The following is a 17,626-nucleotide window of genomic DNA, read 5'->3' on the forward strand; positions in this document are numbered from 1 at the left end:
CAGTTCTTTGTAAAAAGAACTAGAAAATGTCTGGCTGTTATTTGTGTGCTATTAAATTTTGATATTGAATTGCGGAGTCATCTGAACACTATATATATCTGGTGACTTTCTGGCTTAGAGCTTATCCCATTAGGCTATTTTACTTGCCAGTTTGAGCACTGCCCGTGTCCAAACTGACACCAACAATATACGCTTACTGGGATCCTGTTACTCTTTATGAATATACCCGTCATACTTCAAGTTGCCTGTGCGTTGGCAGCACTCGCTAACCCCAGTCACGTACTTGTGTTCGCTCCTTGGTATTCACTCGTTTGCCGCCTTCATGCAACTCGAATTATTTTGGTATGTATTATAAACAGACGGGCTTGAGCGGTCAGGAGGCGGCAAACGTGGCAATGCAGCGCCACTCTCCGTCCTCAAAGCGGTAAATAGATTCGGTATGTCCCGGGATCACCCACTGCGCTTCCTCATCCGCAGCACAGTTCACATAGATACACAATCCGCAGCCACCGCGCAGCTGGCGGGGGATATCCGCCACCCGAAAGTTGATCGCTGCAGCCTGTAACGCCTTGCGCATTTTGATGACGCCGACGGTGGAATGAAATAAGAACAGCGTTTCCGTCACTGGCGTTTCCTCTGACGATGGCCAATCAGTGCTGCACCCACGGCACCGGCAAATTGTGCGTCGGGATGGGTATGAACGGGGATGCCGAGATGTCCTTCGAGCATACGCGCGAAGGCGTTGCAGTGGCTGACGCCGCCGGTAAACAACAATGGCCCTTGTGCTGAAAGCCGCCCGATAAAGTTCGCGCTGCGTCTGGCCATCGCATTGATCACGCCTGCCAGAATCGCTTCCGGCGCAATGCCTGCTGAGCGCAGGCTGATAACTTCTGACTCGGCAAACACTGTACACATGCTGCTGATAGCATGTGGTTCTACGCCTGCGGTAATGGTATCGAGTTGCTCCACACTGGCGCCAAGAGTGCGTGAGATGACTTCCAGAAACCGTCCGGTCCCGGCCGCACATTTGTCGTTCATTAAAAAATCGCTGAGGTTGCCATCATCGTCCAACTGTATGACTTTACTGTCCTGACCGCCGATATCAATCACCATACGGGTGTCGGGCGCCAGCAAGCGCGCCCCCAGTCCATGACAGGAAATTTCAGTGACCTGCTTATCGGCATAATCCACGAGCTGACGTCCGTAACCCGTGAGGGTTAATAACGGTCGTACATCCAGCCCGGCTTGCAGTGTTTCCCATGCCTGCGCGATCGCTTCTGCGGGGCGAAAAGGCGTAGGGCAGAGGAAGCGGCGTTTGATAATACCTCCTTCCAGCAGAATGCCTTTGGTCGCCGTGGAGCCGGAATCGATCCCTATTGAGTATGTCATCCGTGCTCCTCACAGCATTTCAATAAACGCGGCGACGCGGGTGCTCAGCTGGCCGATATCTGCGCTGGAGTAGTCAGTTTCAATGGCGATATAAGGAATATTGTGTTGCTGGCGAACGTGGCGTTTAATCGCAAGTGATTCAACGGCATAGGTATGACAGGCTTGTAGGATAACATCGACAACGCCGTCGGCTTGATACTCTTCGACCATCTGGCTGAGCATTTTCAGACGCTGATCGTTAGGTGAGATACAGGAGCAACCAATAGCGAGATATTTATCGGTCAGCGCATCATAGACGTCGCCGGTTTCTTCCACGCACTGTTCTGTGGCTTTAGCACCGGTGCAGTTTTCATAGCCCACCACCCAGCCGCCGTTATCTTCAATGGCGCGGACCACTTTTTCTGCCGCACCGCCAATGGGACAACCGGTGATCAGAATGCGGGGCCGTGATTCCAGGCGTTTGCCGTCCTGCCATTCCTGACGTACGCGCTCGGCCATGCTGTTCAGCTCGTCGATAAGCGCCTCTTTATCAAAACGGAAGGTCGCGCCGTACACCACTTTCAGGATGTCACTGCCGCTGAGCGCAGGCGGGTTGAGTTGGCCAACGCGGTAGAAATTCGCCAGCGCGCGACGTTCTCTGTTTTTGAGCATAATGGCTTCACGTAGCGCAGCTTCGGTAATAGGGGTACCAAAACGGGCTTCGATACCTTGTTGCAGACGCAGGATCTCAGCTTTCCATAGCGCACGAGAGGCCGCATCGTTGGCGCTGTTGGGCAGTTGCATCACATGTACCGCTTTAAATTCGGCCATGTACTCGTACATCTTCTTCTTGCCGTCGCAGGTGGTTTCGCCCACCACCAGGTCAGAAAAGTAGAAGTAGGGGCATTTGTCGGTTTTACCAAAGCCGTAGCTGCTTTTGATCAACGGACAGAGGTTACGCGGGAGGTCCTTTTCAGCTTCTTCAATGGTTTCGTCAGAGGTGGAACACAGCGAAACGACAACAGCTCCAGCAGCCATCGCGATCTCTTGCGGCATAAAGGTGCAATAGGTCCCAACGAGCGGAATTCCCTGCTCTTTAAGATCCATTACGGTAAGGAAGCCTTTCTGACGAGCGTCGGAGAATTGGTTGAAAATGGCGGGTAAATCAGTGATAAGCGACATGGTTTTCCTTCCCCGTAACACGGGAGACAGTGAAAAGACGCCGCATTATAACCTTATAGTTATTGTGTATTTATTGATCTCCCTCGCGATGTATACATTTGTCCATCTACAGTATGCGGTCATAGAATTTTCTTCAGATCCATTTCTTCCTGGATCCGTTCGCTCCAGGCAATATGGGTGCGGATCGCCTCTTCAATTCCCGCGTTGTAGAAAGCAGATCCCAGTTTTTCGATAATAAAATCAATAAAGAACTCGGCGTCGAATTGTTCAAGCTCAAGATCAAAGTGGTCGCTACAGTACGTTTCAAGCTCGCTACGCAGACGATCACGATCCGCCGGGGCCAGAGTGATTTCAGCCATTTTTTCTCCTTAAAAATTCGGCAGTGTCAGCAGGGAAGGAATTTGCGACAACAGATATAACACCAGTCCTATAGAACCGCCAACCAGCGTGCCGTTGACGCGAATAAACTGCAAATCTTTGCCGATGTTCAGCTCGATTTGCTGTGACATATCACGCGCATCCCAGCTTTTTACCGTGTCGCTGATATGGCGTGTCAGGAAGGTAGCGAACTCCGGTGCGATCTTACGCGCGGCCTGCTCAAGATGTCCATTCAGCGAAGCGCGCAAGGCGCTGTCGGCAACCAGCGTTTCACCGAACCACTGCCCGGCACTGGCGATACGCTGTTTCACGCGGGAATCGTCGGCGTTAATGTCGGTTTTCACCCACTGGCGCAGATCCGCCCACAACTCGCCGAGATAACGGTTAAAGGCTTCATCCTCTTTCAGATAGCTTTTGAGACTTTCCGCCCGGACAGCCATCTCCGGATCGTGTTTGAGCTTATCAATCAGTTTAAACGTGGCACGATCGAAGGCATGGCGGATCTGATGCGTCCGATCGTGGCTGATGTCATCCAGCAGGGAGTTGACCGCATCAGACACCAGCTCGGCGCTGTGCTCGCCCAGCCATTCGGTCGGCAGGAGTTTCGCTTTTAGCGGGTGTTCTGTCTCCAGCCAGCGCACGATCTGCTGCGCAATAAACGCCCGTGAGCTGTCGCGCTGTAGCAGGGTGATCAACTGCGTAATCAGCGTGTCGAGCAGCTCCTGGTGGCGATTGTTTTTGGTCATGCTTTCCAGCATTAGCGCACTGGTACCGGAAAGATCAACCTTGTCGATAGCCTTGTGCACCGCGCGCTTGATCAGCCGCTGGATGCGGGAGTCGTCGGTCAGTTCGAGAAAACCACTCATAATTTGCAGCAGGTGCTGACCAATGCGCTGGGCGTTTTCCGGCTGGCTGAACCAGTTACCAATCAGCAAGGCCGGCTCATGGCGGCGGATCAACGCCACCAGCGACTGGGTATCGAGGAATTTTTCCTGCACGAACTTACCGAGGTTCTCGCCGATTCTGTCTTTGTTACGCGGGATGATCGCCGTGTGTTGCGAGATAAATGGAATCGGTACCCGACGAAAAAGTGCAACCACGGCGAACCAGTCCGCCAGTGCGCCGACCATCGCCGCTTCGGCTATCGCCTTGATTCCGAGTACCCAGAAGTTTGGCGGCAGAAACAGGGTGATGACGAACGTCGCAGCAGCGATCAGCAGCAGAGAGAGCGCCAGTCGCTTGGCGCGTTTGAGTTCAGTAATTTTATTCATAGGCTTAAGGATAGAGCCAGACGCTGGGATCGCGCAAAAAATGTGGCGTACCTCCCATTTTTAGGTGGAGATTTTACCCAGGGATCCAGTTGTCCCATGCGGGTAATGGGCCGAGTTCCGTTACCAGAAAGTCGATAAACGATCGCACCTTCGGATTACTGTACTTGCTGGGAAAATAGAGCGCGTAAAGGGCGTGGGTTTCGCAGGTGATGGTGCCATCGAGCATCAGCGGCGTTATCTCTTCTTTTTGAATATGATCGCCAATCAGATAGGTGGGTAAATACGCCACCCCTTGATCTTCTAATACCGATTTCAGCAATACCAGACTGCTGTTGGCCTGGATTGGCATGTGCAGCTTCAACTGATGCAGACGATCCTGTTCATCTGCCACTTTTAGCACCGGCGTGAGGCCGGGGTAAACCAGACAATCATGATTCACCAGATCGCTACGGTGCTGGGGCATACCTTTTTTGGCAAGGTAGCCGGGTGATGCGCAGTACGCCCAGCGGATAGGCACCAGCTTGCGCATCGCATAGTTTTGTGGCGGTGCTGTGGAGATGCGCAGGGCGATGTCGAAATCTGTTTCGTTCAGATTGACGAAGTTATCGTTGAGATCGATATACAGATTCACATCCGGGAACTGGGAGCGATATTTATCCACCAGGTTTACCAGTCGTGAATAACCAAAAGCGATCGAACAGGTTATACGTAATTCACCCTGCGGACTGTGGTAATAGCCGGAGGTCGTGTTCAGCGTTTCATCAAACTCTTTCAATAACTTATTCGCGCGGTTAAATAAATATTGCCCTGCATCGGTCAGAGTAATACTGCGGGTGGTACGTTTAATTAATGTCGTACCCAGCGTGTCCTCCATGGCAGTCAGGCTTTTACTTACCGCTGAAGGCGATACGTTGAGTTGCGCGGCGGCTTCAGATAATCCTCCGCAGTCGACGATTTTGACAAAAAACTCCAGATGCTTGAGTGAAATCGGCGTACTCATTGTTTCCTTAAATTCACAAGTGATTTGCATAAACGGTACGAATAGGCCGTTACATTCGCGTTTTAAACATGCAACTATTGAATCACAGGAAACAACTTGCTGGCAAAATGAAAAAATAACAACTTAAGTGAGTTGCATCACAAATATAAGGAGGCGGAGCGAAAACTCATCAAAATGTGAATTTAATCTCATTTAATATTTTATAATTTTAAAGGTACCCATTATGTGGTCACGACTCGAACCCTACAAATCGTCGATTATTTTATTAATTGCTCTGGTTATTGGTGGCTTATTAGGTATTTATGCCCCGACGTTTGCAAGTAAACTCCAACCAATAGGTCAGATATTTTTAAACCTGTTATTTATGATTATTGTGCCGCTGGTGGGTATCAGCGTCATGTCCTCCATCGCCAGTATGACCGACCTGAAAAGGCTGGGACGTATTATGGCGATTATCTTTATTGTCTCGATCGCAATGGCCTTTATTCCGGCTGCCGGAATTGTGGCGCTGGCGCTATGGTATAACCCGGCGCAGGGCGTCACTATCGATCTTTCGCAGTCTGTACAGGCGGGCAGCGGCAAGATGGATTTTGTCAGTATGATCACCACCAGTGACTTTATCGGGCTGTTCTCTAAGTCCAATATTCTGGCGCTGATCGTGATGGCGATTATCGCCGGAGTGGCGATAGGACAATCTGAACAGGCGGGTAAGCGTATTGCGTCGCTGCTGGAAGATGCCAACACCGTCATCATGAAGATCGTTTCAATCATTATGAAAGTGGCGCCGATTGGTCTTGGCTGCTATTTCGCCGCCACGATGGCCAGTCAGGACTCTGGTCTGCTGTTAACCTTTGCCCGCGCCATTGGTCTGTTTATGGTTGCCACGCTGGTCTACTTCGTTTTGGGTTCTATTCTCTATTCGTATATTGGCGGCGGTATTCCGGCGGTCAAAGCCTTCTGGCGTAATGCGATTGAACCGTCAGCCACGGCGTTAGGGACGTGTTCTTCACTGGGCACACTCCCTGTGACGCTGCGTGCGGGTAAGGCGATGGGAATTAACCCGGAAATCGTTGATGTCTCTATTCCGCTACTGGTCAACCTGAATAAAGGCGGCGTGGCGATGATTGCCGCACTGAAAATCGTCTTTATCTATTCGGTGCTGGGCATGGAGTTCACCACTGAGACATTCTTCCTGACGATGCTGATTGCCGTTCTCTCCGCCATTATTGTCGGCGGTGTACCAGGTGGGGCGTTTTTAGGAGAGATTTTTATCGTGACGACGCTGGGCTTGCCGATGGAAGCCATCCCGATGCTGGTGGTGCTGGGCACGATTACCGATGCTCCGGCCACGCTGATTAACGTGATCCATGATTTGAATGCGGCACAGATTGTCGAGCGGTTCGCTGGAAAAAAGCAGACCAATACTGAAATAAACTCTACTGCTGCGGTGGTATAGGTTTTCACACGGATTTAGAACAGGAGAAGTTATGAAAGACGCAATCAAGCTTGAAACGCAACTGGTCGTTGCTGGTCGCGACAAACGTTACACCCAGGGAGCGGTGAATCCGGTGATCCAGCGCGCCTCTTCGCTGGTGTTCGATACCGTGAAGGACAAAAAATTTGCCACCGCCAATCGTGCGAATGGCGAACTGTTCTACGGTCGTCGCGGAACTTACACACACTTCGCATTCCAGAAGGCAATGAGCGACCTGGAAGGCGGTGCGGGTTGTGCGCTGTACCCGTGCGGTGCGGCGGCGGTCACCAATGCGATTCTGGCGTTTGTCCAAAGCGGCGATCATATCCTGATGACCGGAGCGGCCTATGAACCCACTCAGGATTTCTGTAATAAGATCCTGAGTAAATTCAATGTGGAAACCACTTATTACGATCCGCTAATTGGTGCAGGCATTGTCGATCTTCTGCGCCCTGAGACGAAAGTGGTGTTCCTGGAATCCCCCAGTTCAATCACTATGGAAGTCCAGGACGTGCCGGGAATGGTGAAGGCGATCCGCGCGGTGAACCCAGAGATCGTCATCATGATCGACAACACCTGGGCGGCGGGAGTGCTGTTTAAAGCGCTGGACTTCGGCGTGGATATTTCCATTCAGGCTGGCACGAAGTACACCATTGGCCATTCGGACGGCATGCTGGGGACGGCGGTGTCGAACGCCCGCTGTTGGGATCGTTTGCGTGAAAACTCCTATCTGATGGGGCAAACGCTGGATGCCGATACGGCTTACAACGGTAGCCGCGGATTACGTACGCTGGCTGTACGTCTTAAACAGCACCAGGAGAGCAGCATCCATATTGCGCGTTGGCTGTCGGCGAGACCTGAAGTGGCGCGGGTGAATCATCCGGCGTTACCGGAATGCCCCGGTCATGAGTATTTTCAGCGTGATTTTGCCGGTAGCTCAGGCCTGTTCTCGTTTGTCCTGAAAAAGAGACTGACCGACGAACAGATGGCTAATTTTCTCGATAATTTTTCTTTGTTCCATATGGCCTATTCGTGGGGAGGATTCGAATCACTCATTCTGGCCAACCAGCCGGAAGAGCTGAACAGCATTCGCCCAGCCGGGGATGTCGATTTCAGCGGAACGCTGGTCAGGGTGCATATCGGCCTGGAAGATGTTGGCGATCTGATTGCTGATCTGGAAGCGGGGTTTGCACGAATCGCGTAACGTAAAGTGATAAATGCAGACACTTATCCGGCCTGCTGTGGCTACACAGGCCGGATAAAGTGCTTGTTTTGCGGGGTTGCATAGAAGTTGTGGTCGACAATACCAATCAAAATACATCATTTAAAATCAAATTAGATCATTTTTTGTCAAAATTAATCTTTGTCACAATTTTCATCATCTCATACGGGTAGCATTGATCAGGATCCTCAATGTTATTATTTTACGTAAGGGATGGTTATATTATGAATCTTAATGATTTTTTTATAAGAACAGCGCCGGAACGTCGTCATTATGGTGTCGCGTTACTGGTTGGTATCGTTTCCGGGATTCTCTCTGCATTTGTTAAGTGGGGGGCTGAAGTCCCACTTCCTCCCAGAACGTTTTCTTTGGGACGTAATGAATTTAATCCGCCGTATCTTTTCCTGAGAGACTATCTGGGGATTGATCCGACGCAGACGGTTTACACTTTTTCAGAACACGTGATTAATCCGGTGATGGTAACGCACATCATTTTTTCCTTAGTCTTTGCCGTGGGTTACTGTGTCGCTGCTGAAATTTTTCCGAAAGTAAAACTTTGGCAAGGTGTATTAGCGGGGTTGATCGTGACAGTGGCTGTTCATGGTATCTTCATCCCGGCATTTCATCTTTCACCACCGTTGTCCCAACTACCATTCGATGAATATGTTTCTGAAATAGTGGGGCACATTTTTTGGTTTTGGGTGATTGAAATGATTCGCCGTGACCTGAGAAATCGGATCACGCATGAACCGGATGCTGAAGTTCCGTTACATTTAGCCAGATGATCAAAAGTAGATGCACTATTTATGGCTTCTTATGGCTTGTTATGGCTTGCCCCCGACTTGCAAACACGAATATTAGTGTTCAGGTACCGGGGGCAGCTTATAGAAGTTTAGTTTTCGGTGACTAACGCTGTTGCCTCATGCTGACGCACTCGCTTCAATAATCCGGCCAGCGTGAACACCACGGCAATACCCGCCACGACCGCCAACAGGTGAAACGAAAGCCTGCCGCCGTTAAACCACAGCCAGCGTCCGACTTCGACCGAAACTGCCATCACTGTCAGGATCACCATGTTTAGCGACGCGGAGACCGTACCCTTCGGCAAGTTGTTAGAAAACAACGTAAAACGGAATAGCGTTGGGAAGATCATCCCGATGCCAAATGCATACAGGCTGGTCCCCAGCACCGACCACAGCCACACATGCGGCCACAGCAAATTACCGCCAATCAGTACCGCCAGTCCGCTCAGTTGAATGGGCGCAGCACGCCAGATAAAGCGCGGCTTCGTTGGATCCTTCACAAAACGCACGACCACCATATTGGCGACGATCACGGCACCAAATACCGGAGCCTGCGCCCAGGCAAACTGCGATGTGGTCATGCCGCCGGCATCAATCAGGATCACTGGCGAAACCGCTACCCAGCTCATCATCGGGATATAACTCAGCGAAAGTGTGGCTGCGCCAAAGAGGAACACCCGGTTGCGAAAAACGTCGCGGAAATCACGCAGTACGCTGCGCGCACTGAACGGCACCGAGCCGCGCTGGACAGTTTCCGGCATCGCTAACGCTAACCCAATCAGGGCGATAAGCCCCATAGCGGCGATAATGGCAAACAGGATCTTCCAGTGTACAAAGTGCATCAGCGCCGCCCCGGAGAGTGGGCCGATAACCGGCGCAACCAGCACAATGGAGGTGATTATCGCCATCAGTTTAATGGCCTTAGTTTGACCAAATGCCTCCTGCACCGTGACATAACCTACCGTGGCGATAAAGCAGATGCTGGTGCCCTGAATAAAACGCGCGATCAGAAATTGCGTCATTGAGGTGGTGAACAACGTGGCCGCACAGGCAAGAGTAAAGATTAATGCTCCTGCAATCAGTACCGGTCGGCGGCCAATTCGGTCGGAAAGCGGACCTAACAGCCACTGCAGCGCCATACCTCCCGCCAGATACAGACTGACCGCAGCCGGTGCCAGGCTGACATCGGCGTTAAAATCCCGTACTACATTAATGATGCCGGGCTGGATCAGGTCCGTCGACAAATAGGCGGCGAAGTCATATAAAATCAGCGCGATGGGGAAGAATAGCGTTGTGGCGCGTTGGGCGAAAAACGCGAAAATCCGTTGCATAAAAACAGCTCCTTGTCGGGAGAATACCCTCAACGGGAATAGCGAAATTCAATACCGTCTTTTGAGACGTCAGGCTGGTGACAGAAAAAACAGACTGCAGATGTACTGAATTTCATGTAATCAAAAACGCTGTCTGCGCGAAGCACAAACAGGACATACGCATCTCTGATGAGGTCAGAAAGCGTAACGATTACAGGTAACAATCAGCACATCACACCTCGGGAAGAGAATTAAGTTGAACGGAAAATAGTCAAACCGCAGTGTAATGCGAATTGGATGATAATTAAACGAGTTTATAGGGTTAATCTGAAGAAAATCACCATGCTTAACTGAGCGTGAGGCTGTGTAAAAACCGCAGTGCGATCGCGCTGCCGAAGATGATCAACACGCCTCCAGCGATGCGCTCGATCCACAGGATCCCTCTGGTTAACCGTTTCTGGATCTGCGGCAAACCGATGAACATCACGATCAATAGATCCCAGACCAGCACTACGCTCGTCATCCAGATACCGCTAACGGTTTGTTGTAGCAACGTCACCGACGGGCCGAGCAGGGCGGTCATCAGCGCCAGATAGAACAGCGCATTTTTGGGGTTGAGCAGTGATGAACCCAGTCCCAGCAGCAGTTGTTTGCCAAATCCAGGGCGATTGAGGCGGGCATCTGCTCCAGCCACGATTTGCGGACGACTGCGGATTAGCAGGCTACCAATCCACAATAAATAGAGCGCACCCAGTAATTCAATGGCTGTAAACAGCAGAGGGATCTGTCGCAGGATCCCCCAGCCGATAATTGCCAGCAGGATATACAACCCATTGCCGATGGCGATGCCCACACACAGCCCGGCGCTACCACGCAGCCGATAACGTACAGCGTAGGCGATCAGTAAAAAGAAATCCGGCCCGGGACTGAGCAACGCCATAAAATGCGCCAGCGCCAGTGCGGGAAAAGCGGAGGGGAAGAGTGCAGAAAGCCGTTCCATAGTGACCTCAGAATATGAATCTGCGATCACCCTACGCCTGACATAACATTAATTATTGTCTGATATTGATCGTCCCAACGCGTACTGACGCGGCGTGGCTGCGGTGTAACGGACAAAGGTGCGATGGAAATGGCTCTGGTCGGCAAACCCGCTCTGGTAGCTGACATCGGCAATATCATCCCCGGCGCGCAACCGCCCGCGGGCATAGTTAATCCGCACAATATTCAGGTAGCTTCCCGGCGTCAGCCCGGTATCTTGTTTGAAAGTACGGATCAGCGTTTCTTTACGCATGCTGCATTCATTTGCCAGTTCATCCAGCGAGGGCGGTGCCAACAGGCTGGACTGCAACCGCTCACGCAGATACTGACTGGTGACGCTTAGGTTAGTTGGTTTTCTCGACAGCAACGGCAGTGAACGCAGCAGCACAATTGCTGCATCGGTTATTTGCGCCGTCCGCTGTTGGCGCATTAACGCCACAAGATGCACATAGCACTGAAATAACGGTGGGTCATGGATCACGGGTGTGGGCGAGTAAAATTGCGGGTTACAGTTCAATGCTGAAAGATGAGAGCGACACCACTGCGCATCAAGATAGAGCATATGGTAACTGCGAAACTGCCCGCTGACAGGGTTGCAGCTGTGAGGCACCAGAGGCGGGATCACGATGAGATCGCCTACGCTCAGGCGGTATTCCTTGCCATCACATATGCAGCATGTCTCTCCTTCAAGAATCGCCCCAATCGAAAGCTGGGGATGGTGGTGACGCTTATAGGCCTGCTGACTGCACCAGGTGCTGCGCAGCTCCAGCCACGGAAGCTGTTCATCACGCCAGAATGACTGTGGAATATCGCGGGTATGCGTCACATCGTGTCCTCCATGAAAGTGATGGTTTGTTATAGCACAGGCCGCATGGTGAAAAAGTGGTGTTGTGTATCGACATGGTGCTTTTACGTAATGCATTCCAGAGAAATGCGAACGTTGCAGAGAGACGAATTTATCTCTGAAAATGCCTCGCAAAGGTAAAAAGTAGGAGGTGAGGGCGTGGTTTACCGGCGCTACAGTCACGACATCTTACTTTCAGGTGACGGATTGCTATGAATAAAGCGCCAGCCTCCACACCGCATGATGCAGTTTTTAAGACGTTTTTACGTCACCCTGAGACCGCGCGGGATTTTCTGCAGATTCATCTTCCTGCTTCGCTTCGTGAAATTTGCGATCTTCAGACGCTGAATCTCGAGTCTGACAGTTTTATTGAAGAGGATTTACGTGCGTATTATTCCGATGTGTTGTGGTCTGTGAAAACGACGGAAGGGGATGGATATATTTATGTGGTGATTGAACACCAGAGCACACCGGATGCGCATATGGCGTTCAGGTTGATGCGCTATGCGATAGCAGCCATGCAGAAACATTTAGATGCCGGACATAAGCAACTGCCTTTGGTGGTGCCGATGCTGTTTTATCACGGTGCCAAAAGCCCGTATCCCTGGTCGCTGTGCTGGCTGGATGAGTTTGCTAACCCAGGGCTGGCACGCCAGCTGTATGCTGCAGCGTTTCCGCTGGTAGATATTACGGTTATCCCTGACGATGAAATTGTGCAGCATCGACGTATGGCATTGCTCGAGCTAATCCAGAAACATATCCGTCAGCGCGATCTTATGGGATTGGTTGAACAAATTGTTTCTCTGCTCGTTACCGGGTCCACTAATGACAGCCAGATTAAGACACTGTTTAATTATATTTTGTGCACCGGCGATGCTCCTCGCTTCAATGAGTTTATCCGTGAGGTTGCCGAACGTTCACCGCAACATAAGGAGAATTTGATGACGATCGCAGAAAGGCTGCATGAAGCAGGATTACAAAAAGGCAGGCTGGAAGGTCGAGAGGAAGGGCTACAAGAAGGGCTTATCGAAGGTCAACGCGCTGAAGCACGGCGTATTGCTCGCACCATGCTGGCAGACGGTATTGAGATCAGTACGGTACAAAAAATTACCCGGCTTCCCACTGATGAACTTTATAACCTGAGCCATTAGGTATTACGGGAATGGCGTACTCTCCCGCCTGGTGAACTTACGCTACCGGGCATTCAATTTATTCTATCGCCACCTTTACCGCTTCGCCGAGCTTCTGCATCACTTCCCGATGCTTCTCGTTTGGCGGTAACGCGCAGTTAATGCGTACACAGTTGCGATACTTCCCTGAGGCAGAGAACAGCGATCCCGGTGCGACCTGTATTTTCAGCCGACAGAGTTGTTTGGCGACACAGACCATATCGACCTGCAGCGGTAACTCTACCCACAGCATAAAGCCGCCTTTGGGGCGGGTGACGCAGATCTCACAGGGGAAATATTCCCGTACCCAGCAGGTGTAGATCTCCATATTACGCTGATAGATCTGGCGCATACGCCGGACATGGCGATGATAGTGGCCGTCGCGCACAAAGGTTGCCGCTGCCAACTGCGTGGCAGGAACGTTGGTGCCGATAACGGCGTATTTTTTATGCAGAAGTTTGTCATGGTAGCGGCCAGGAACAACCCAACCCACGCGCAGGCCCGGCGCTACGGATTTGGTAAACGAACTGCACAACAGTACCCGACCGTCGATATCCCAGGAGTGGATGGTGCGCGGGCGCGGGTATTCTGTTGCCAGCTCGCCATACACATCGTCTTCAAAAATAACAATATCGTGGCGCTGAGCGAGGGCGAGGACCGCCCGCTTACGCGCATCCGGCATAATAAACCCGAGCGGATTATTGCAATTAGGGACCAGAATCACCCCTTTAATGGGCCACTGATCCAGCGCCAGTTCCAACGCCTCAACACTGATGCCGGTATCCGGATCGGTTGGGATCTCAATAACCTTAATCCCTAAACCGCGCAGTAGTTGCATCGTACCGTAGTAGGCGGGCGATTCTACGGCGACGATATCTCCTGGCTGGCAGACCGTCAGTAGCGCCAGCGACATTCCGCTCTGGCTACCGTTGGTGATGATAATGTCATCTGCATTGACGACCGAGCCGCCGTCCAGCATCAGACGGGCAATCTGATTACGCAGTTCGCGGCATCCAGCCAGTTCGTCGTAGCCCAGCACCGCTCCTAAATTGTGCTGCACTACGCGGCTTAATTCGCGCCAGAGTGGTTTCAGGCTGGGTTGATTGATATCGGGGACGCCGCTACTGAAAGGAATTATCGATTTGTCTGCATGACCTGCCAACATGTCCAGCACCTGATCCCACTGGGTTATCTCCACCGGACGCTGGACCGGGCGCGACATCAGTGGTACGGGCGGCTGCGCTTTTTGCGGCGCGACAAAGTAACCGGAACGCGGCTGCGGGGTGATCAACTGCCGCTGTTCCAGCATCTGATACGCCTGCTGGACGGTACTGATACTCACCCCGTGTTCCTGGCTCAGGCTGCGCACCGACGGCAGTTTTTCACCATGGCGATACAGCCCCAGCTCAATGCGTTCGGCCAGTAGTGTGGCCAGATGTTGGTAACGGGTCATGCTGTATCCCTCATTGTTGCCATACAGATGGATAAACCAATACAGAACGATGGAAAAAACCGTATGCAGATACTGTTTTAATCAATCTGTATGTTAAATAAAAGTACTTTTTGAATCTGTATTGTCTGGCGGTAAATCCGCGAAGATAAGCCTCTGGCAAGGCGGGGAGGCAAAGTATGGAATTTCACGAGAATAAAGCAAAACAGCCGTTTATTGGTTTGGTGCAGATCTGGCAGGCGATAAAACGCTGGCATCTGCGGGCGCAAACGCGGCGTATATTGCAGCAGATGAGCGACGAGCGGCTGCGGGATGTCGGGCTGCGACGCGATCAGGTGGAATGATTTTTCTTCCGATGACAAAGGCCGGTGGTTATCGCCCTGGCCTTTTTTATATTCACGATATTTATCAATTCATGCTTCTGGTTGGTCCGTTTCTTGATACTTACCCTGATAAGTATTATTTTCTTATCAGCGATGAGAGGAAAGTAAGATGACTGAAGATGAACTGTTTGCCTGCCGACCGATGGGGATGCGCATGGCAATGGTGGTGCGCCAGTGGCGGGCCATTATTGATGCTGCCATCACCGATACTGGCCTGACGCAGTCAAGCTGGACGGTGCTGATGCAACTGCATCAGTTGGGTGACAATGTTTCAGTCAGCGAACTGGCGGAGGTGCAGGGCATTGAACTGCCGCCGCTGATGCGCACCCTCTCGCAGCTGGAAAAGCAGGGGTATCTGCTGCGTTCCACATCGCCTTATGACAAACGCATCCGCCTGCTAACGCTGACCGAGCAAGGCCGCTTAAGGCTTGAAGAACTTAACCGGGTGATTGAGACATACCAACATCGCGTCACCTGCACCATTCCTGAAGCGGAGCTTGCCTCTTTCAGCACGACCTTAAATCAACTCGCCTGCAATTTGCGGACAATCCGCGAAGAAGACAATCAACACTAAAAAACTATGATGACCCCAGAACAAAAATTTGCCCGTTGGGTAAGGGTGAGTATTGCCGCTTTCCTGGTAGTATTCGCCTGGTTTATCGTTGCCGATATCTGGATCCCGTTGACGCCGGACTCCACGGTGATGCGCGTGGTAACGCCCATTTCCTCACGCGTATCCGGATACGTCTCGCAGGTGCATGTACACAATAATAGCCAGGTGAAGAAGGGCGATTTGCTGTACGAACTGGATCCGACGCCGTTTTTCAATAAGGTCGAGGCCGCGCAAATCGCCCTTGAGCAGGCGAAGCTGAGCAACCAACAGCTGGATGCGCAGATCTCCTCTGCCCGTGCCAACCTGCGCACCGCGCAATTCAACGCCCGCAACGATAAGACCACCTTTGACCGCTATCAGCGCCTGAGTGCCATGCAGAACGTGTCGCAATCCGATCTCGACAAGGTGCGCACCGCCTGGCAAACCAGCGAGCAGTCGGTGGCGGCACTTAATGCCAGTATTCAGAACCTGCTGATTCAGCGCGGTGAGCGCGATGATAAGCGTAACGTGACGTTGCAAAAATACCGTAACGCGCTGGAAGAGGCGCAACTGAACCTCGGCTGGAGCAAAGTGTATGCAGAGACCAACGGCACGGTGAGCAATCTTCAGCTTAGCCCCGGACTTTACGCGACCGCCGCCACGCCGCTGCTGGCGCTGGTCAGCCATCAGACCGATATCGTGGCTGATTTTCGCGAGAAAAGCCTGCGCCACACCCGGGTGGATACCGATGCCGCCGTGGTGTTCGACGCCATGCCGGGCAAGGTTTTCTCTGCCCGTGTCACCAGCAGTGATGCCGGTATTCTGGCGGGTCAGGAGCAGGTTAACGGCCAGTTGTCGCAACCGGAACAGTCTACCCGTTGGGTGCGCGATGCCCAGCGTATGCGCATTCACGTAGCGCTGAACGAACCGCTCGACACGCCGTTACCGACCGGGGCGCGCGCCACGGTACAGCTGTATAACAGCGAGGGGATGTTCGCCCGCACCTTTGCCGGGGCGCAGATCCATCTCGTTAGCTGGCTGCATTATGTCTATTAACACTCTGGCCCACGTCTTTACGCCGCACGGGAACATTGTCTACACCGCCAATGATTTTCGCCAGACCCTGCGTATCTCCGTTGCCGGGACAATCGCGCTAAGTATCTCGACCTTCTACAACGTGCAGTACGGCGTGTTTTTTGTGGTTTATCCGCTGATGCTGTTGTCGCTGGTGCCGGTGTTCAACCGCCATGTGGCAAAACAGTTCGTGTTCAGCGCAGCGGTGAACTGTGTTGAAATGGTGCTAATCGTCGGCTATCTCTCACAGTGGCCGCTGATTATGACGCTGGTGGTGTTCGGCTTGTACGTGATGCGTTTTCGCTTTATGAGCAAAGGGCCGCTGTTTCTGCTCGGCTCGATGGGCGTGGTGTGTCAGAGCACGATGCTCAACTTTATGAGCTATCCCACCACCAACTGGCATACGCTGATGTTCTCCAATATGGAGGCCTGCGTAATGGCGGTGGCGCTGAGCGCGCTGCTGAATTATCTGATCCCGGATGTGGAGGCGCGCCAGCCGCCGCCGCGCATTGAGAAGGATGCCGCCCGGGTCCGCCATGAGTCGCTGCTTTCCGGTACGGTGGCGACGATGATTTTTGTCATCTTCCAGATCTGTGATTTGAGTGATTCGCTGTCGGCACTGATGGCGGGCATTTTGATCCTGTTTCCGATGCACTACCGTGGCGCGGTGATCAGTTCTCTCTGGCGTGTGGTCGGTGTGGTGCTGGCCTGCCTGTATATTCTGCTGGTGCAGCTGCTTATCTATGATTTCAGCAACCATATGGTGTTGATGATGCCGCTGATTGGCCTCGGGCTGGCGTTCAGCGCCCGCCTGCACGTAATGGAAAAAGTCGGCGCAGGCGTGGGTTTTGCCAGTATCACCACCATCGGCATTATGTTTGGCCAGAATCTGCACCCGGATCAGGACCTGGTATTCAGCGATCTGTACCGCATCACCTCCGTCACCGTCGCGCTGGTGGCAACGCTGACGATGGTATTTCTGGTGCACCGGGTTTTGAACTGCTTTGCCGCGACGCGGTTTGTGATTACCGAGTGAGTGGGGAGTGAGTGCCGGATGGCGGCTGCGCC

Annotated in this window: 18 protein-coding genes; 8 read left to right on the forward strand and 10 right to left on the reverse strand. The window is 52.2% G+C overall.

The features are described 5' to 3' along the window. Positions 1 to 373 precede the first annotated feature (373 nt). From OGX98_RS22615 to OGX98_RS22640, 6 genes are all read right to left on the reverse strand, one after another. Complete coding sequence (locus OGX98_RS22615; protein WP_045439354.1) at positions 374 to 625, reverse strand: putative Se/S carrier protein; 252 nt, start codon at positions 623 to 625, stop codon at positions 374 to 376. After that, positions 622 to 1,389, reverse strand: a complete 768-nt coding sequence (yjiL, locus tag OGX98_RS22620; RefSeq protein WP_286595953.1) for a putative 2-hydroxyacyl-CoA dehydratase activator YjiL — start codon at positions 1,387 to 1,389, stop codon at positions 622 to 624. Before yjiL ends, OGX98_RS22615 begins: the two co-directional genes overlap by 4 nt. 9 nt (positions 1,390 to 1,398) lie before the next feature. Further along, positions 1,399 to 2,550, reverse strand: a complete 1,152-nt coding sequence (locus OGX98_RS22625; RefSeq protein ID WP_045439359.1) for a double-cubane-cluster-containing anaerobic reductase — start codon at positions 2,548 to 2,550, stop codon at positions 1,399 to 1,401. Between the two features lie 119 nt (positions 2,551 to 2,669). Then, positions 2,670 to 2,909 carry a DUF2164 domain-containing protein gene (locus OGX98_RS22630; RefSeq protein ID WP_045439361.1) on the reverse strand — a complete coding sequence of 80 codons (240 nt, stop codon included), beginning with the start codon at positions 2,907 to 2,909 and terminating at the stop codon, positions 2,670 to 2,672. 9 nt (positions 2,910 to 2,918) lie between these two features. Further along, a complete protein-coding gene (locus OGX98_RS22635) occupies positions 2,919 to 4,199 on the reverse strand; it encodes a DUF445 domain-containing protein (RefSeq protein WP_286595954.1) in 1,281 nt (426 codons plus the stop codon). A gap of 73 nt (positions 4,200 to 4,272) precedes the next feature. Continuing rightward, positions 4,273 to 5,199, reverse strand: a complete 927-nt coding sequence (locus OGX98_RS22640) for a LysR family transcriptional regulator (RefSeq protein ID WP_045439367.1) — start codon at positions 5,197 to 5,199, stop codon at positions 4,273 to 4,275. Positions 5,200 to 5,422: 223 nt separating this feature from the next. Between OGX98_RS22640 and OGX98_RS22645 the strand changes: the two genes are divergently transcribed. The 3 genes from OGX98_RS22645 to OGX98_RS22655 all read left to right on the forward strand — a co-directional run bounded on the left by OGX98_RS22645 (position 5,423) and on the right by OGX98_RS22655 (position 8,680). Further along, positions 5,423 to 6,655: a dicarboxylate/amino acid:cation symporter gene (locus OGX98_RS22645; protein WP_045439370.1), complete on the forward strand. Its 1,233-nt coding sequence runs from the start codon at positions 5,423 to 5,425 to the stop codon at positions 6,653 to 6,655. Positions 6,656 to 6,686: 31 nt separating this feature from the next. Continuing rightward, on the forward strand, positions 6,687 to 7,877 hold the full coding sequence (gene metC, locus OGX98_RS22650; protein ID WP_045439378.1) for a cystathionine beta-lyase: 1,191 nt from the start codon (positions 6,687 to 6,689) through the stop codon (positions 7,875 to 7,877). Positions 7,878 to 8,119: 242 nt separating this feature from the next. Continuing rightward, positions 8,120 to 8,680, forward strand: coding sequence for a YagU family protein (locus OGX98_RS22655; RefSeq protein WP_045449427.1), 561 nt, complete (start codon positions 8,120 to 8,122; stop codon positions 8,678 to 8,680). A 107-nt stretch (positions 8,681 to 8,787) separates the two neighbouring features. Here the strand turns inward: OGX98_RS22655 and mdtM are convergent, their stop codons facing one another. The 3 genes from mdtM to OGX98_RS22670 form a co-directional block, all read right to left on the reverse strand. Next, positions 8,788 to 10,029 (reverse strand): multidrug efflux MFS transporter MdtM, encoded by a 1,242-nt coding sequence (mdtM, locus tag OGX98_RS22660; RefSeq protein ID WP_045439381.1) that lies wholly within the window; start codon positions 10,027 to 10,029, stop codon positions 8,788 to 8,790. 325 nt (positions 10,030 to 10,354) lie between these two features. Next, a complete protein-coding gene (locus OGX98_RS22665; RefSeq protein WP_045439384.1) occupies positions 10,355 to 11,008 on the reverse strand; it encodes a LysE family translocator in 654 nt (217 codons plus the stop codon). 48 nt (positions 11,009 to 11,056) lie between these two features. Then, positions 11,057 to 11,872 (reverse strand): helix-turn-helix transcriptional regulator, encoded by an 816-nt coding sequence (locus OGX98_RS22670; RefSeq protein ID WP_048222157.1) that lies wholly within the window; start codon positions 11,870 to 11,872, stop codon positions 11,057 to 11,059. Positions 11,873 to 12,102: 230 nt separating this feature from the next. Here OGX98_RS22670 and OGX98_RS22675 point away from each other — a divergent pair, with 230 nt between their 5' ends. Continuing rightward, a complete protein-coding gene (locus OGX98_RS22675) occupies positions 12,103 to 13,041 on the forward strand; it encodes an Rpn family recombination-promoting nuclease/putative transposase (RefSeq protein WP_048222155.1) in 939 nt (312 codons plus the stop codon). A gap of 58 nt (positions 13,042 to 13,099) precedes the next feature. Here the strand turns inward: OGX98_RS22675 and OGX98_RS22680 are convergent, their stop codons facing one another. Beyond that, entirely contained in the window at positions 13,100 to 14,512 is a 1,413-nt protein-coding gene (locus OGX98_RS22680) for an aminotransferase-like domain-containing protein (protein WP_048222154.1), read from the reverse strand. 176 nt (positions 14,513 to 14,688) lie between these two features. Here OGX98_RS22680 and OGX98_RS22685 point away from each other — a divergent pair, with 176 nt between their 5' ends. The 4 genes from OGX98_RS22685 to OGX98_RS22700 all read left to right on the forward strand — a co-directional run bounded on the left by OGX98_RS22685 (position 14,689) and on the right by OGX98_RS22700 (position 17,594). After that, entirely contained in the window at positions 14,689 to 14,853 is a 165-nt protein-coding gene (locus tag OGX98_RS22685) for a DUF1127 domain-containing protein (protein WP_071828888.1), read from the forward strand. Positions 14,854 to 15,001: 148 nt separating this feature from the next. Further along, complete coding sequence (locus tag OGX98_RS22690) at positions 15,002 to 15,466, forward strand: MarR family winged helix-turn-helix transcriptional regulator (RefSeq protein WP_045439395.1); 465 nt, start codon at positions 15,002 to 15,004, stop codon at positions 15,464 to 15,466. Between the two features lie 6 nt (positions 15,467 to 15,472). After that, a complete protein-coding gene (locus OGX98_RS22695) occupies positions 15,473 to 16,540 on the forward strand; it encodes an HlyD family secretion protein (protein ID WP_048222152.1) in 1,068 nt (355 codons plus the stop codon). Then, positions 16,530 to 17,594: a DUF2955 domain-containing protein gene (locus tag OGX98_RS22700; protein ID WP_225760432.1), complete on the forward strand. Its 1,065-nt coding sequence runs from the start codon at positions 16,530 to 16,532 to the stop codon at positions 17,592 to 17,594. The genes OGX98_RS22695 and OGX98_RS22700 overlap by 11 nt, the downstream gene beginning before the upstream one ends. The last annotated feature ends 32 nt before the right edge of the window (positions 17,595 to 17,626 follow it).

Source organism: Citrobacter sp. Cm046, from assembly GCF_030333065.1.
Lineage (GTDB): Bacteria > Pseudomonadota > Gammaproteobacteria > Enterobacterales > Enterobacteriaceae > Citrobacter > Citrobacter murliniae.

Excerpts from the sequence above, each read along its gene's own strand:
- yjiL (WP_286595953.1), bottom strand. The coding sequence starts at position 1,389 with ATGACATACTCAATAGGGATCGATTCCGGCTCCACGGCGACCAAAGGC.
- OGX98_RS22625 (WP_045439359.1), bottom strand. The coding sequence starts at position 2,550 with ATGTCGCTTATCACTGATTTACCCGCCATTTTCAACCAATTCTCCGAC.
- OGX98_RS22630 (WP_045439361.1), bottom strand. The coding sequence starts at position 2,909 with ATGGCTGAAATCACTCTGGCCCCGGCGGATCGTGATCGTCTGCGTAGC.
- OGX98_RS22635 (WP_286595954.1), bottom strand. The coding sequence starts at position 4,199 with ATGAATAAAATTACTGAACTCAAACGCGCCAAGCGACTGGCGCTCTCT.
- OGX98_RS22640 (WP_045439367.1), bottom strand. The coding sequence starts at position 5,199 with ATGAGTACGCCGATTTCACTCAAGCATCTGGAGTTTTTTGTCAAAATC.
- OGX98_RS22645 (WP_045439370.1), top strand. The coding sequence starts at position 5,423 with ATGTGGTCACGACTCGAACCCTACAAATCGTCGATTATTTTATTAATT.
- metC (WP_045439378.1), top strand. The coding sequence starts at position 6,687 with ATGAAAGACGCAATCAAGCTTGAAACGCAACTGGTCGTTGCTGGTCGC.
- OGX98_RS22655 (WP_045449427.1), top strand. The coding sequence starts at position 8,120 with ATGAATCTTAATGATTTTTTTATAAGAACAGCGCCGGAACGTCGTCAT.
- mdtM (WP_045439381.1), bottom strand. The coding sequence starts at position 10,029 with ATGCAACGGATTTTCGCGTTTTTCGCCCAACGCGCCACAACGCTATTC.
- OGX98_RS22665 (WP_045439384.1), bottom strand. The coding sequence starts at position 11,008 with ATGGAACGGCTTTCTGCACTCTTCCCCTCCGCTTTTCCCGCACTGGCG.
- OGX98_RS22675 (WP_048222155.1), top strand. The coding sequence starts at position 12,103 with ATGAATAAAGCGCCAGCCTCCACACCGCATGATGCAGTTTTTAAGACG.
- OGX98_RS22680 (WP_048222154.1), bottom strand. The coding sequence starts at position 14,512 with ATGACCCGTTACCAACATCTGGCCACACTACTGGCCGAACGCATTGAG.
- OGX98_RS22685 (WP_071828888.1), top strand. The coding sequence starts at position 14,689 with ATGGAATTTCACGAGAATAAAGCAAAACAGCCGTTTATTGGTTTGGTG.
- OGX98_RS22690 (WP_045439395.1), top strand. The coding sequence starts at position 15,002 with ATGACTGAAGATGAACTGTTTGCCTGCCGACCGATGGGGATGCGCATG.
- OGX98_RS22695 (WP_048222152.1), top strand. The coding sequence starts at position 15,473 with ATGATGACCCCAGAACAAAAATTTGCCCGTTGGGTAAGGGTGAGTATT.
- OGX98_RS22700 (WP_225760432.1), top strand. The coding sequence starts at position 16,530 with ATGTCTATTAACACTCTGGCCCACGTCTTTACGCCGCACGGGAACATT.